Source organism: Ruegeria sp. AM4 (assembly GCF_056540665.1).
The window spans coordinates 218,133-233,812 of the sequence record NZ_JBQFXD010000004.1 but is presented as its reverse complement, the minus strand read 5'-3'; the positions used below and the strand labels follow the sequence as shown (position 1 = coordinate 233,812).

At 57.2% G+C, this 15,680-nt stretch carries 11 protein-coding genes; 9 read left to right on the top strand and 2 right to left on the bottom strand.

The genetic code is table 11. The features are described from left to right. The first annotated feature begins 20 nt into the window (after nt 1–20). The 9 genes from ACR0JA_RS10610 (at nt 21) to ACR0JA_RS10570 (ending at nt 11,726) form a co-directional block, all read left to right on the top strand. Nucleotides 21–422 carry a hypothetical protein gene (locus tag ACR0JA_RS10610; protein ID WP_480573887.1) on the top strand — a complete coding sequence of 134 codons (402 nt, stop codon included), beginning with the start codon at nt 21–23 and terminating at the stop codon, nt 420–422. Between the two features lie 23 nt (nt 423–445). Then, nucleotides 446–1,279: a hypothetical protein gene (locus tag ACR0JA_RS10605; RefSeq protein WP_480573884.1), complete on the top strand. Its 834-nt coding sequence runs from the start codon at nt 446–448 to the stop codon at nt 1,277–1,279. 69 nt (nt 1,280–1,348) lie between these two features. Continuing rightward, nucleotides 1,349–3,391 (top strand): dynamin family protein, encoded by a 2,043-nt coding sequence (locus ACR0JA_RS10600; protein ID WP_480573881.1) that lies wholly within the window; start codon nt 1,349–1,351, stop codon nt 3,389–3,391. Next, the gene (locus ACR0JA_RS10595; protein WP_480573878.1) at nt 3,388–4,683 is read left to right on the top strand and encodes a dynamin family protein; all 1,296 of its coding nucleotides are present in this window, start codon (nt 3,388–3,390) and stop codon (nt 4,681–4,683) included. Before ACR0JA_RS10600 ends, ACR0JA_RS10595 begins: the two co-directional genes overlap by 4 nt. Before the next feature lie 339 nt (nt 4,684–5,022). Then, on the top strand, nt 5,023–7,191 hold the full coding sequence (locus ACR0JA_RS10590; RefSeq protein WP_480573875.1) for a protein kinase domain-containing protein: 2,169 nt from the start codon (nt 5,023–5,025) through the stop codon (nt 7,189–7,191). 203 nt (nt 7,192–7,394) lie between these two features. After that, nucleotides 7,395–8,510, top strand: a complete 1,116-nt coding sequence (locus tag ACR0JA_RS10585; RefSeq protein ID WP_480573872.1) for an FHA domain-containing protein — start codon at nt 7,395–7,397, stop codon at nt 8,508–8,510. Then, nucleotides 8,510–9,289 (top strand): PP2C family protein-serine/threonine phosphatase, encoded by a 780-nt coding sequence (locus tag ACR0JA_RS10580; protein ID WP_480573869.1) that lies wholly within the window; start codon nt 8,510–8,512, stop codon nt 9,287–9,289. Before ACR0JA_RS10585 ends, ACR0JA_RS10580 begins: the two co-directional genes overlap by 1 nt. Before the next feature lie 23 nt (nt 9,290–9,312). Beyond that, a complete protein-coding gene (locus tag ACR0JA_RS10575) occupies nt 9,313–10,575 on the top strand; it encodes a substrate-binding periplasmic protein (RefSeq protein ID WP_480573866.1) in 1,263 nt (420 codons plus the stop codon). A gap of 44 nt (nt 10,576–10,619) precedes the next feature. Further along, the gene (locus tag ACR0JA_RS10570) at nt 10,620–11,726 is read left to right on the top strand and encodes a peptidoglycan-binding protein LysM (protein ID WP_480573863.1); all 1,107 of its coding nucleotides are present in this window, start codon (nt 10,620–10,622) and stop codon (nt 11,724–11,726) included. A gap of 370 nt (nt 11,727–12,096) precedes the next feature. On the opposite strand, the gene ACR0JA_RS10565 is transcribed toward ACR0JA_RS10570, so the two are convergent. Both ACR0JA_RS10565 and ACR0JA_RS10560 read right to left on the bottom strand, forming a co-directional pair. Continuing rightward, nucleotides 12,097–14,310 (bottom strand): NADP-dependent isocitrate dehydrogenase, encoded by a 2,214-nt coding sequence (locus tag ACR0JA_RS10565; RefSeq protein ID WP_480573860.1) that lies wholly within the window; start codon nt 14,308–14,310, stop codon nt 12,097–12,099. A 232-nt stretch (nt 14,311–14,542) separates the two neighbouring features. Then, nucleotides 14,543–15,661 (bottom strand): tetratricopeptide repeat protein, encoded by a 1,119-nt coding sequence (locus tag ACR0JA_RS10560; RefSeq protein WP_480573857.1) that lies wholly within the window; start codon nt 15,659–15,661, stop codon nt 14,543–14,545. Nucleotides 15,662–15,680: the final 19 nt, after the last annotated feature.

Below are 15,680 nucleotides of genomic sequence, written 5' to 3'. Positions count from 1 at the left end.
TCGGCAGAACAGGCAGATAGATGTCGATCGAAAACGCGTTGAGCGCTGCAATTGAAACCATACCCGACTGCCTGGCAGCCGGGTATGTTGATATGGAAACGGGTATGTTGTTGGGGTTGAGTTCACCCGACGACACCGACGCCGAGGTATTGGAGAATCTGGCTTTGGCAGTAGCGAACCTTTTTCAGGGACGCGGCGTCACGGCCTTTCAGGAATTGTTGAGGACAGTGGAAACAGAAGAAGAGGAACATCCGGGATTTGGGGAAATCGCGGTGTTTTCGAATGACCGGTTGCATATCTTTCTGCGCACTCGGGAATATCCCGATCACGTGGTTTGTTATATCTGCCGCGACAGCGCAAATATTGGGCTCGCTTTGACAAAATCGCATCTTAGTTTGGGGCCGGTAGCGGCAGCAGTTTAGACGGGACCAGAGGGGGTCACGGCATGATGGATACGGAAATACTGGAGATGCTCGAAGATATCGGGCGCTCTTCGGTTGCGCGCTTGTCTCCGGCGATTTACCTGAGCGGCGAGACCGCACAGGCCCGCCGTGATCAGGTTTTGACCGCGATCCGGCGCACTATTTTGCCGCGAAGGCTGGAATTTGTCGCTGCGGACGAAACATGCCTGGCGATTGAGGTCAGCAGTTCGCGCATAACGGATGTGTTTGAGTGCGGCAGCCCCCCCTTGCCCGATTTCGAAACTGAATCCCGTGAGGATCTGACAGAAAAACTTGCCCGTTTGGTAACGGAAATTGCAGAGGCACCAGGCCCGCTCAAGCTGGCATCGTTGCGACCGGATGCGGCATTGGAGGCCGATGATGTCGGGCTAACCTTCTCTGAGGTCGAAAGCGCTTGCGCAAAGATCAAAATACTTGAGGAACCCCGGATGACGGTGGTGCCCGAGGCGGAGGACGAACTGGTACCGGAACGCGCGGCAGAGGCTTTCTTTGGCGGCGCAGATCGGTTCGCCCTTGGTCGGTTTCTGGTGCCAGAGGCCGTTGATGAGGCCACACAAGCGGATGGGTTGTGCGCCATGGGCCAGCCTGCACATCCGGAAAAAGACCTGTTACTGCGCCTCGCACGCGATCTGTCCGGCTGGCAGAAGGACAGTGATACCGCTGTACCGCAGCTGATTGTCATGCGCCCTTCGGGTGGTCAGGGGGCCGGGCTGGCATTGGTCCACGACGGTCAACAGATTGCCGGAGCCCTTCACGATGCACGGAAACTGGGTGCGGTCGTCAACCTGTGGAAATCATTGAAACCCGCCGCCGAATGACCGCGTTCCCGCCCAATCGAGTCCTTTTTTGAGAGTTTAACGTAAGAAACGAGTTGTCAGGGTAAACTAATGAGTGAATTGAACCGCCACGAACTTATTCGCATCGCGGAAGATATGAATGAGATGAGCAATGACGAAACCCGTCATTTCATCTCGCGTATTGTTGACGATTTGTCGAACCTTAAGCCATCGATTGCATTTGTCGGTCAGATCAAGGCCGGAAAGTCTCGCCTGATCAACGGCTTCACCGGACAGGCCGAATATCTTCCGTCCGACGTGAATCCTTGGACAACCGTGATTACAGACATGCATTTCGGCCATCCCTCGGGCCGCACGGCCGGGGCCGAGTTCCATTTCTTCGATAACCGTCAATGGCAGTCCCTGATCGCCGAAGGCGAAGAACTGCGCAATATGTTCCCCGATGACGAGGACAGCTATAAACGCGAAATGATCGAAGAGCAGGTCGAGGCGATGAAAACGCGCGCCCGTCTGCGCCTCGGCGACAGCTATGAACAACTCTTGGGTCAACATCACGATCTTGACGAGTTGAATTCGGACGATCTGGCCCGCTATGTCTGCGCCGGAGACGATCCGGCTGATGATGAGGCACATGATCCGGGGTCCGATCGCGGCCTTTACAGTGACATTACCCGCAAGGCCGAGGTCTATTTTGACATCGGCCATTTCCCCTATCCGATCACCGTTACCGACACGCCTGGTGTCAACGACCCGCTGCTGATCCGCGAGGAGATTTCGCGCCAATACCTCAAGGAATCCGATTTCTTTGTGGTTGTTCTCTCGGCGCATCAGGCGTTGTCGCGTGCCGACCTCAAACTCTTCCGCCTGATGCAGGCACTGGAATTGGGTCAGATCGTTGTCTTTATCAACCGCGTCGATGAACTTGGGGGAGGCGCGGAAGACGCTGGTAAAGTTCGCGCGGATGTCGTGGATGGCCTGGAAAAAGCGCTGGGTAATTCTGAGATAGATGTCCTGATGGGCAGCGCGCAATGGGCGCACTATGCCTTGACCGGGGACGAGACGGGGGTGGATCACGACCAGATCCTCGCCTGGCTGCGGGCCCATCCCGAGCAGATGAAACAATATCTGTCCGGTGTGGAAGAAATCAAACAAGGTCCCGGTCCGATCAGTCGCGAGGCCATCTTGCGGTTTGCCGCCATGATTGCGTCCGGCCTGCCGGATTTGCGCCGCCATGTGACCCAGGCCCTGACCAACGGTCCACGCCATGAGCAGCTGCGGATGTCTTGGCAGCACCTGAACAGCTTTGCGCAGGGTGAGCTGGAACGCAGCACCGCCAGGTTGCGGGCTCTGGACGATGAGGAAGGCCCGGATGCCGGCGATACCGAAGAAAGCAGCAGCACCCTGACCGAGCTTCGCACCCTGATCGCCGAGAAATCCGAGGCCATCACCAAGGATATGGACGATGTTTTGGCCAACCTGCGCGGCGTGATGGACGATACTGTGGCCGAGGCGGTTTCGGTGGTTGTTCGCGGCCCGGACGGCCAGTCACCTTTGCTGAGCCGAGATGGTGAAACCGAACTGAACTTCACCCCGTTGCGTGATCGGATGCGGGAGCTGGTGCAAGGCGCCACACAGGTCATTCGCCAGCGCATGCTGAGCGAGCTCTATGCGGTGGACATGCAAAGCAACGCGGCTTTGCGCGCCCTGCCCGGTTGGCGCGAACCGATGGACAATCGCATGAACACAAGCGCGGTGCGCTGGTTCCGCCCTGACACGACCGCCCTGACCCGCGGTATTACGGTCGAGTTGCGCGTTACATGGCTGTCCCGTCTGATTTCGCGCCGCAGCGTTCTGAATCGGGCCGAACGGATGATTGTGCAGGAATTCGAGATGATCGGGGACGACCTGATCGACACTGCCCGCAGTGACCTGCTAGAACGGATGCAGACTGTTGTAGATCACTATTTGGCGCTTTTGGCCGGACATTTGGAACATCGTGTCGGATCAGGTGGAAGCAATGCGCGTACCGAAGCGCAGCAAGCCGTGGATCGGGCGCGGCGCATAGCGGATCAGCTGAGTCTCGTACTTGGCCCAGTTCGCGCTGACACTTTGCAGGCTGAGGCAGCAGAATGATTGAATTTCCCGGAACCGAGCAGGACGTGCGGCAACTCGAACGTTTTCTGAACGCTACCGAGGACAAACCGTCCGCGCCGGACCTGGACGACCTGCGGGCGCGGGCCCTGGCTCATGCCGAGCGTTTGTCCAATGCGGTCGCAATCGGTTTCGCGGGTGAGTTTGGCGCAGGTAAATCCAGCCTGGCCAATATGCTGGCCGGTGCCGATATTCTGCCGACCGGCCCGCAACATCTGAAACTGCCTTTGGTGATTGTAGCCTATGCCGACGCTCCGGAAACCACCGTTGGATGGTGGGACAAAGAGCCCAAGACCTATTCCGGCATCGCGTTGGAAAAAGCAGCGGCAGACGCGCCGGATTTCATCTCGGTCGGTCTGAACACTCCGGCACTCAAGGATATCTCGTTGTTTGATCTTCCTGGATCGGGCGCATTGGATGACACCTATAAACAGACACTTTCGCTGCTGGAATATGTCGATTGCGCCATCTGGTGCACCAACGGTACAAATGCGTGGCGCGAAACCGAACGGCATCTGTGGCGGCAAGTGCCTCAAAAACTGCGCGACAGCAGCCTGTTGGCCGTTACCCACGCCGACCTGTTGCCGGATGGAGACGCGCTTGAACGCGTGGTCAAGCGACTGGACAAGGAAAAGGCCGGGATGTTCCAGGCCGTTGTTCCCATTGGCACGCCCGTCGCAGTGCGCGCCATGTCGCAGGAACCAGAGCCCGATTTCGACCTTTGGGAATCCTGTGGTGGGCAGGATTTGGCGGAACAGGTGCTGCATGTTGCGTCGGCGCACCGACAAAGGGACCTTGAAGCTGCGCGCAAGGATTTGAACGATCATTTCCTGCCCTATCTGGCTGAACACATCGGTACCGAATTGACCGAGACCAGCCCACCTGTTGTGGATGGGTCGGTCATTCAGTCCAGCCTTGGTTCGGCGCTACCGCCCCTGAACAATCCGATCCTCGAAGATTGGCTGGCCGCCATAGCCAGCATCTATGACGACCTGCGCGAAACTTCCGATATGGAGCCCGCAGCCTTTCTGCAAAGTTGCCAGGAAATCGTCGAGGACTTTGCTGAACGATTGGAGTCAGGCGCTGAAATCGACCCCGAAGCCGACTGGATTCCGGGCGAGTTCGAAAAGGCGACCGACCTGCTGTTGTTGCTGCAATTCGAAAGCGGTGATGCACCCCTTAAGGATGCGGTGAGCATACTTGCCCAGCTTAGTGACAACCTCGCCTGGGCAGGCAGCACCGTTGCGTCAGCGCCACCAAAGACCGGCACTTAAGAGATTCCCGTTAAAATTGAAAGTCGCGACGCCGATTCGAGGGGCCGAGAATCGGGTGTCTATTGTTTCGAATCCGTATACCAAACAGGCAAATCAGCGATATAACCGTCCATTTTTTTGCTATTGAATTACCATATAGTGTGTATCAGCGAAAGATGACTACCGCATATAGATTTACCACGCAGTCGATCCATAGTGAAGCCATCAGGCGGCCCCAATAAAGTCAAATTTGAACCGTCTAACCGTTCTTAAGTGTACTGCGGTTGTGTTTGGTTGTGAGTTCGCGGGCACCTTGCCCGGTTTATGTTGCCGCAAAACGTAAAGAATGGGCGGGAAGAAATGAGCCACAACCAGGCGGTCGGCGCAACGCACGACGAACCACAACTCGAAGGTCTGCAACCGGGCGCGAAATTATTGCGCGGCCAGTACGAGATCCTCCGTTTTCTCAGCAATGGCGGCTTTGGGATCACCTATCTGGCGCGTGACAGCCTGGACCGGGATGTGGTGATCAAAGAGTGCTATCCGGGCGCATTGTGCCAACGCAACGGAGATCTGGTCGAAGCGGCCAATCCTGATCACAAAGATGACCTGCGCGCGATTATTGACCTGTTCATTCAGGAGGCGCGCAACCACGCGCGGCTGGTACATCCCAATATCGTCGACGTGCATCAAGTGTTCGAAGACAACAACACAGCCTACATCGCGATGGACCTGATCCGTGGCTGCGACCTGCTGGATTATGTTGAGAACCCGGAAAACGAAAGCGGCCCTGACTTTATGGTTCAGGTCACCGAAAAGATGCTGTCAGCGGTGTCCTTCATTCATCAAAGCGGGATGCTGCATCGCGATATCTCGCCCGACAACATTCTGATCGACAATAACGGCGAGCCGATCCTGATTGACTTTGGTGCCGCCCGTGAACAGGCCGCCCACAAGTCGGCTGCTCTGTTGACGCTGCGGGTGATCAAGGATGGGTATTCACCGCATGAATTCTATGTGCGTGGCGCAGAACAGGGTCCCAGCAGCGATCTCTATGTTCTTGCCGCAACGCTCTACCACGCCATCAGCGGCGAGCGTCCGATCGACGGTCAGACCCGACTGAACGCGTTCAACAACGGGCAGCCTGATCCTTTCACGCCGCTTGCCGGGCGTTTCGAAGGCTATCCCGAAGGCTTTTTGGAAGCGATCGACAAGGCAATGGAAGTGCATGCCACTGACCGCTTGCAATCGGCGCTGGATTGGCTGCGCATGTTCCGCGGTCCCGATGTCATGTTCGACACCTTTGCCTATCGTCCGGTGTCGGTCATCGTCGGAATGGATCGCAAGGACCAGCAGGCCGAGAAAGAGCGTATCAAGGCCGAAACCGAAAACGCCGAGGCGGTTGTGACCGCGCTGCTGGCCGGGAATGCTGATCTTGCGTTGGGAAATGAAGAAAAAACCGACGAACAACTGGCCAAGTTCGCACCCAAGGCCGAAGCTGCAACCGCCGTCGATACGGTTGTGAAAAGCGACTCGGGCGGTGGCGGCAAGATGATCGCCGTGTTGGGCGTGGTCCTGGCCGCATTGGCCGGGGGTGCATATTTTGTGATGTCGGGCGAGAAATCAGCGCCCGAAGCGACACCGGTTGCAGCAGGCGTGGAACCGGAACCCGTCGAGCAGATCGCCGTAGCAGAGGCAGAGCCGGAACAGGCCGAAACTGCTGTGGCACCCGTGACAGAGGTGGCTCAAGACCAACCTGTCGAGCAGACAACCGCTGAAATCACGGAACCCGAAGTTGCTGCCGACAGCGATGTCGTCACACCGGCGGAAGAGGAACTGGCCGTTGCGGAGACACCGGTCGAGGATATCAGCGCCGAGGTGCAGCCCGAAGTCGTCGCCCCTGAACCTTCGGTGGCCATTGATCTGGCACAAAACCAGGTGTCTTTCGCCCATTGGGATGTGGAAATTCCGTTCACGATTGCGCGTCGTCGCGCGTCGACCGGAAACATCTTTGCGGTAACAGATGTCGATGCGGGTCAGGATATGTCGGTCGTGGGCGACTGGGTTCAGCGTGGCACCACCATCTTTACGCTCAACGGTGAACCCGTTCGCGCGGATCTGTCTTTTGCTGCGCACATCCTGAATGAATTCTCCGTTGATCCGGACGGCTATATCCGCGCTGCCGCACGCTATCGGACTTTGGGAGAAACCCGGGCACAAAATGGACTACTGGCATTGCCTGCGCACCGCATGGTTGGGCTTGAAAACGGGCTGACATTTGACATTCACAACGCGAATGAGACCGGTTGGCAGACCGTCGTGGCCACTGTTCCGCAGGACAACCCAGGCGATTTGCGCCCCGGAGATGTTTTGGTGCGCGAGGTTAATACCGGAACTGCGATTGACGGCCCGGAAAGCCTGGACGCGGCGTTGGCCGACCTTGTCGCCGAACCCCAATCCGAAGCGAAGTTGACGGTCCTGCGCAATGGCTCGGAAACGAATGTGATCATGCAATTGGCGCAGGAGTAATTGAAACCGGATCGTGTGAAATCCGCCAGCGAGTATGTGCTGAGAGTGGCGAAGTAGTTCAGCCACCCGACGGGGACCGGACCGTCGCGGAAAGTAAGAGTAAACCTGTTTCCCTTCATCAGTCTCACCGTGGTTCACGCGCGGTGATCCTTGGCAGACCTGCGGGACGTGACCCGCTATAGAATGAAAAAGGTGTCGACACCATGTTCAAATACAAAAGCCCTCTGAGCCGGCTTCTAGAAGGTGCCGGCAAAGCCAAAGACGAAACCGCCGAAACCGAAGACGTGGTGGAAGTACAGCCGGAACAGCCTGAGCCAATTGCAGACTTCAACGCTCTCCGCGCCGCACTGGCCGGGGGTAACATGACCTCCGAGAGCTACGAGGAAACGGACGATCTGATGCCGCAAGAGCAGATGCCCGAATTTGAGGGCAACGCCGAAGCGGAGCTTGACGAACCCGCCGAAGACTCTTCGGATACCGGCGCATCTGACACTGAAGAAGACCAGATCGTAACGCTGCATCTGACACCAGCTGACGCGGTGGACACCGAACAGGATGTGCTGGCCGCTGTCACAGATGAGGTAACAGTCGAAGCAGAGGAAATGGTCGAGCCCGCCGTGGCCCCCGAACCGATCTCCGAGCCTGAAACTGCTGAGGAACCGGAGACCATCGCCCAGCCCCAGCCTGTTGCCGAGCCCGAAATCGTGGCCGAGCCGGAAGCGATAACCGCACCAGAACCCGTCGCCGAGGAACCGGCGCCGCAACTTATGGCCGAGGAACCGGCACCCCAGCCCGTGGCTGTTGTTGAACCGGCGTCTGATGCGGAACCCGAGGCATCCGCGCCTGCGCAGGCTGAAGATCGCCGCGGTCGGGTAAAGACAACCTTCCTGGGGTTCGAGCGCGCCGATACGCATGTTCAGGACTTGATCGAGACGTCGGAACCTGTTGCCAAGACCGAGGCGGCGCAGCAGAGCTTTCCTGTCGGCTGGTTGGTCGTGACCAACGGCCCGGGCCGTGGTTCCAGCATTACGCTGACCGAAGGTCTGATGCAGATTGGCCGAAACGACGATCAGGCGATCCAGCTTGACTTCGGCGATACCGGAATTTCGCGCAGCAACCACGCCGTGATTGCTTATGACCCGGAAGACCGCAAATGCTATCTGGGTCATGGCGGCAAGGCCAATCTGGTGCGTCTGAACGGCAAGCCGGTTCTCAGCACCGTTCCGCTTTCAAGCGGGGATCTGATCCGTATCAGCGAAACATCGATCCGCTTTATGGCCTTCTGTGACGAGGGTTTTGACTGGCGGGATGCCGATTGATGCTGGCGACGCCTGCATATGACATCGCTCTGATCCTGGACCAGGGTCGGCGCGATACGCAGGAAGACGCGATTTCCGCGCGGGTTTTTGACTCGTCTGGCGCGGGATATGTCGTGGTTGCCGATGGCATGGGCGGGCATGAGGCAGGTGAAATCGCCTCGGACCTTGTGGTGTCGGCCTGGCGCGACATGATGGATGGTCAACTGGAGGGACCTGACCTGACCGAGGGCGATCTGCTCGACGCCCTGCCCATGGCCGCGATGCAGGCCAACGCGGCCGTGGGTGGTCATGGTGACGTTCACGACGTCAAACTTGGGGCCACTCTGCTGGGCCTTCTGATGTTGGGTCACCGGGTATTCTGGATTTCGATCGGGGACAGCCCGCTCTACCTGTATCGCGAAGGCGCGCTGGCCCAGATTAACGAAGATCATTCCATGGCGCCGCTGATTGATGCGCAGGTGGCCGAGGGGACCCTGACCTTAGATCAAGCGCGGACGCATCCGGACCGCAATCAGTTGACTTCGGTCATCATGGGAGCGGCGATCCCCAAGGTTGACTGCCCTGAACTGCCGCTTGCGCTGGATGGCTCGGATATCCTGATACTTGGCAGCGACGGGCTGCAGTATCTCAGCGACCGCGAGATCGAGGCCTTAATCCGTGTCAACGCAGAGGCACCTGCACGCGACATTGCGGACGCGCTTTTGCAGGCATTGCAAGCCAGGGATCATCCCGACCAGGACAATATATCGATCGCCGTGGTGAAACCGGCAGGACTTTAAACAAGGCAGTGAAACAGGGAAACATGAGAAACCAACTGATCATATCCAGCCTGGCTCTGGCCGCCGTCGCAGGAGCGGCTTCGGCACAAGAGGCGTGCTCGACCTATGAAATTCAGCGCGGCGATAGCCTGCGCGAGCTGGCGTTAGAGGTTTATGCGACCGAAGACTATCGGATTATTTTTGATGCCAACCGCGACGTCATCGGCTCGAACCCCAATATCATCCGCGTGGGTGACACGCTGACCCTGCCCTGTCTGGAAGATGTGGGTCGGGTTGCGTTCGAGCCGCAAACCGAAGCGGAACGGATGGCTGTGGAAATGGCCGCCGAGCTGGTAAAGGCTGCGGAAGAACGGTCAGAAAAGGCAATTGCCGAGGCTGAATCTCGGGTCGCCGCAGCCGAGGCCAAAGCCCAGCAGGCCAATGAAGGTTCTGTTGCCGAAGCGCGCAATGCCGCGCGCGAAGAGATCGAAGCAGCCCGCGCTGAGGCCGCCGCGCTGATACAGAACTCGCGCGAGGGTGAGCGCCCGGAAATCCGCGACCGTCAATTGCTGCTGATCACCGGCGGTAACTACGCCCCCTTCACTGATGAGGCCCTGCCCCATCGTGGTCTTTACACCAACCTCGTCGAAACGGCCTTGCTGCGCGCCGCGCCGGAACAGGCCTACAAGATCCAGTTCGTAAACGACTGGTCGTCGCATCTGGATCTGCTGATGCCGACCCTAGCGTTTGACGGAACATTCCCCTGGTCGCGCCCCAATTGCGAAGAGGCCGAGGCCTTGTCGGAAAGCGATCGCAACCGGTGCGAGACCTATGATTTCTCGAACCCGTTCTACGAGGTTGTAGATACGTTCTTTGCGCGTTCCGGGTCGGGCTATGAAGAAGCGCTGTCTTACGCAGATTTCGCAGATGCAACGATCTGCCGCCCCGAGGGGTGGTCCTTGTCACACATGGACGCGGTCAGCCTGTATGAGCCGGTCATTACACTGATGCGGCCGGTTTCGCCTGACGATTGTTTCCATGCGGTCATGCAGGGCGACGCCGATATTGTCGCCATCGAAGCCCATTTGGCGGTCGAGGCGATTGACCGGCTTGGGTACGAACATCAGCTTGTTGAAAACCCGAACCTGGCGGCGATCAAGTCGCTTAACATTATGACCCACAAAGACAATCCTGATGGGGAAGCGATCCTTGAGACGCTGAACCAGGGACTGGCAATCATGCAGCAATCAGGCGAATGGCGCGACATCGTGTCAACCGCTTTGCGTCATCAAATGGAAAATGGCTAAGGCCCGAACCGGCCTGACAAAACAAACGTCTGGAGGAAGTGGACATGTTGGAATTTAACCTTAAGAAAGCTTTGATGTCGGCGACCGCCGTCACCACCCTGAGTGCCGGAGCCGCCGCCGCGCAGGAGGCTTGTTCGAATTATACCGTCACGGATGGCGACACGATGGCGACCATCGCAATCGCGGCATACGGAACGTCGAACTATCAGCCGATCTTCAACGCAAACAGGAACATAATTTCCAATCCAAACGCTCTTGAGCCCGGATTGGTTCTTGCGCTGCCCTGTGAGGATGGCAGCCTGCCGAATGGCCAATCTGCGCAGGACCTCATCGCCGCTGAAGAAAAGCGCGCAGCCAGTGTAAAGCGCTCGAATGTCTATGCGCCGCCGATCAAGATGGTTGCCGGCAACGGATGGGAGCCCTTCACCACGGAATCGCTGAACGGTGGCGGCATCATGACCCGTCTTGCGACAACCAGCCTTCAGCGTGCCGGTAACAGCCGTGACTACTCGGTCAGCTTCGTCGATGACTGGAGCTCGCATCTTGACACGCTGTTGCCGCTCGGTGCGTTCGACATCTCGATTGCCTGGACCGTTCCGGATTGTACCAACCGCTCTTACGAGTGGTCGGCAGAAACCGAAGCCCGCTGCACGCAGTTCGTTGCTTCGGTTCCAGTATACGACATCGTCGGCGGCTTTTTCACGCTGCCTGAAAGCGAATATGCAAGCGCGACAGATTTCTCCGACCTTGAGGGCTCGACCGTTTGCCGCATGGCAGGCTGGAGCATGGTGGTCCTGGAAGAACAAGGGCTGAACCGCGAAAACACAACCGTGGTCCAACCCAATTCGGCCCGCGAATGTCTTGACGCCGTATTGACCGGAACGGCGGACGTGGCTGCATTCGAAGTCGACCTGTTTGCTTCGACAATGAAGGACATGGGTTTGACCTCGGCTGACATCGTGGAGAACCCATATGTGTCCACTCTGTCCTCCATGAGCTTCCTTGCCCATCGCACCAACCCATTCGCGCGTGAATACATCGCGATGATGAACAAGGGCCTCAACGAGATGCGCGAGTCCGGCGAGTGGTATGCGATCATTTCGGACACCCTGCGCGAGCAGAACCAAAAGCTGAACGCAGCGTCAAACTGATCCCTCGGTTTACGCTTTACTTGGGGCTGGTCTTAGGACCGGCCTCTTTTTTTGGCCAGGCTTCAGCCGTATCGAATCGCGCAAACACGAAACGCGGACCCGCTTATGAATCCTTATGCGCGAACATAAGCAAAAAGAAATTTGGTTTATGATCGTAATTTCGGGCTGCCTACGGGAATCCCCTAATATCCAGAATGATCCAATTAAGTAGGATTAACTTAACTTCACCGGTGGGCATTGGCCCCACCACTCACTCAGAAAGGGCTGGCTATGGGGGCCGGCCCTTTTCTTATTGGCAGCAACAAAAAAAGTCGGCCGCAAGAGGCCGACTTTGATTTCGCGCAGGGGCCAAAGCCCCGAAGCCGACAAATCAATCGATGATCGCGTTCAGCGTCGCGCTGGGGCGCATCACAGCCGCAGCCTTTGCCGGATCAGTGTGGTAGTAGCCACCCAAGTCCGCAGGTGCACCTTGCGCGGCCGCCAACTCGGACAGGATCTGTTCTTCCTTGTCGGCCAGGTCTTTGGCAACGGGCGCAAATACCGATGCGAGCTCGGTATCCTCTGATTGCGCGGCCAGTGCATCTGCCCAGTAACGTGCGAACCAATAATGGCTGTCGCGGTTGTCAGGCTGCCCGACCTTGCGGCTTGGCGAGCGGTTGTTGTCCAGAATTCCCTGCGTTGCGGCTTCGGCGGCTTCGCCCAGGACGCCTGCCTTGGCGTTGCCCTTGCTGTCGGCCAGGAAGTTCAGCGACTCTCCCAGCGCACAGAACTCGCCCATCGAGTCCCAACGCAGATGGTTTTCCTCGACAAGCTGCTGCACGTGTTTCGGGGCCGAGCCCCCCGCCCCTGTTTCAAACAGACCGCCGCCATTCATCAGCTTGACGATGGACAGCATCTTGGCCGAGGTGCCGAGTTCGAGGATCGGGAACAGATCGGTCAGATAGTCGCGCAAAACGTTGCCGGTAATCGCAATGCTGTCCTTGCCCGCCGTGATCGTTTCCAGCGATTGCCGAGTCGCTTCACGCGGCGCCATGATCAAGAATTTGTTAGCCACACCAGCGGCTTCCAGCGCGAGCTTCACATATTGGATTAACTCGGCATCGTGTGCGCGATTTGCGTCCAGCCAGAAGATCGCCTCGGACCCGGTCAGACGCTGACGGTCCATTGCCAGTTGGATCCAATTCTCAATTGGTGCTTTCTTGACCGTGCAGGCGCGCCAGATATCGTCCTTTTCAACTTCGTGCTCGTGCAGCACGTCACCGTTGGCCAAAACGATGCGGATGGTACCGTCGGCAGGCGCCTGGAATGTGGTTGGATGCGAGCCGTACTCCTCGGCCTTCTGCGCCATCAGGCCCACATTGGCGACCGCACCGGCGGTTGCCGGGTCCAGCGCGCCATTGGCTTTGAAGAAGTTGACCGCTTCGTCGTAGACGGGGGCATAACAACGGTCGGGGATTACACAATTGGTATCGCCCTTGGCACCGGATTCGTCCCAACCCTTGCCACCCGCGCGGATCACGGCAGGCATCGATGCGTCGATAATCACATCCGACGGCACGTGCAGGTTGGTGATACCCCGGTCCGAGTCGACCATATACATGGACGGACGATCGCCTTTGATTGCGTCGATGGCGGCAACAATATCAGCGTTGCCCTGAACCCGCTCGAGCAGGTCACCCAGGCCCGAATTCGGGTTTACACCCAGCGCATCCAACTCGGCGCCGAATTTTTCGAACACCGGGGCCAGCCACGCTTTGACCGCATAGCCGAAGATGATCGGGTCGCTGACCTTCATCATCGTTGCTTTCAGGTGCAGCGAGAACATGGTGCCGTCACTTTTGGTGTCCTCAATGGCATCGGCCAGGAACGACGACAACGCCTTGACCGACATGAAAGTCGCGTCAGTCACGGTGCCTTCTGCCAGTGGCCAGCCATCTTTCAGAACAGTGACGCTGCCATCTTTGCCAACAAATTCGATCTTGGCATCGCCTGCCTGCGCGGCGGTGATGGTTGCGGATTTCTCATTGGCGTAAAAGTCGTCGCCCGACATGGACGAGACTTTGGTTTTGCTGTCGGTGGACCATTCACCCATCGAATGCGGGTTCTTCTGGGCATAGTTCTTGACCGCGCGCGCCGCACGACGGTCGCTGTTGCCTTCGCGCAGAACCGGGTTCACAGCCGAACCTTTGATCGCATCATACCGCGCACGGATCGCTTTTTCGTCTTCGGTCGCAGGTTCTTCGGGATAGGCCGGAATATCGTAACCCTGCGCTTGCAGTTCCTCGATGGCCGCCACCAACTGCGGGACCGAAGCCGAGATATTCGGCAGCTTGATCACATTGGCATCGGGCGTCTTAACCAGCTCACCCAAAGCGGCCAGATCGTCACTGATGCGTTGTTCGTCGGTCAGGTTTTCCGGGAAGGTCGCCAGAATGCGGCCCGCCAGAGAAATATCCTTGGTTCCAACGCTGACGCCCGCAGCCGAGGCGAATTTGCGGATGATGGGCAGGAACGACGCGCTGGCCAGCTCCGGCGCTTCGTCTACAATGGTATACAATATATCGAAGTTCGATTTTTCTGCCATATTCCCTTACCTTTTTTAAGCCTTTCGGGGCGTGCGATCCAAGAGTGTGTGCCGAACTGAAACAGGCACCGAGCCGTAACGGAGCAACGATGCCCCACGGGAGACTCTGATTTGACAGGGCCTCCCTTAAATGAGGATTGGCTTGGGATCAATCTTGTTTAGCGGCGCAAATTGACACGGGGGTGCGCACAGCGATGCATTTTCAGATTGATGCCCCGCCAGATGAACGCTCCTATTTACTTTGAGAAAGCCATTCCAGTTTGTCGTGATCGTGGTCCATGTATCGGTCCAATAGCAGATCCAATCTGTTTGAACCTGAAGAATTAGCTGCTACGTCAGTACTTAGGCCATTCTTGAACAATATCCTCTCCATCACGTTCTCGCCGTTCAGTCCCGTTTTTTCAAACAAGCTATGATATTCAGTGCGCGCGAGATCTCGGCGCCCCATGAACTCATATATAAAGGCACGCCCACGATGTTCACTCTCCAGCGTTTGGTTTTCCTTTGTCCAAATATGTCGTGCCAAACGCTTGAGAAAATCCAATTCTGAAACCCGTTGACTTTGAGCGTTACGTAAAAAAACATCGACGAGTCTGATGCCTTCGCTCTCGTCTCCAATCTGCAAATGCACAAGTGCGCGGCTTAGAATGTCCACCTTCGTGTTTGGGGAAATTTCCTGCATCCGCGCTAGAGAACTCAAAGCTTGCGGCGCATTCTTGGTGTGAACGACATGAACTCTCGCTAATTTCCCATGAACCCAAGCCTTCTCGGGCCACCGTTCCGCAGCGCTTGTTGCTGCCGTGAGTGCTTTCTCGTGATCTCTTTCGTCTAGATAAATTCCAATAATTTTCTCTGCGGCATGGTCTGCGTCCGGATCCAGTTCCAGCACTCGCAAGTATCCTTGGAACGCGACTTCGTCCCTGCCCTGCTGATCCAAGTATCGCGCGCGCTTCCAATGGGTGAATGAGGTTTCCGGGGCGATATCCACTGCTCTGTCATAGTCAGCAATCGCAAGTTCATGCTCGCCATCCGCCTCGTGGAGTTGCGCTCGCAAAATCCAAGTTTTGTAGTTGCGCGGCTGCAGTTCCAACGCCAGATCAGTGTCTTGTTTTGCCTCAACCAGCCTATGTTCGGATTTGTAAGCTAACGCCCGTTTGGTCAGAAACAGATGGCGATATTCAGCCGTCATATCCCCAGCTGCAATCAAATTCGAGCACGCATTTATCACCTCGGATCGTGGTTTCTTAGAACTGACACAGATACCGGCCAAGTCCTCGGATTTGAGCGGTTCCGCATACCATAGAAAAGTTGCGGCGCAGGCGGTGATTAGAGCAGCAAGGCGAACCTTCATTCAATCTCCTGAGCATGAA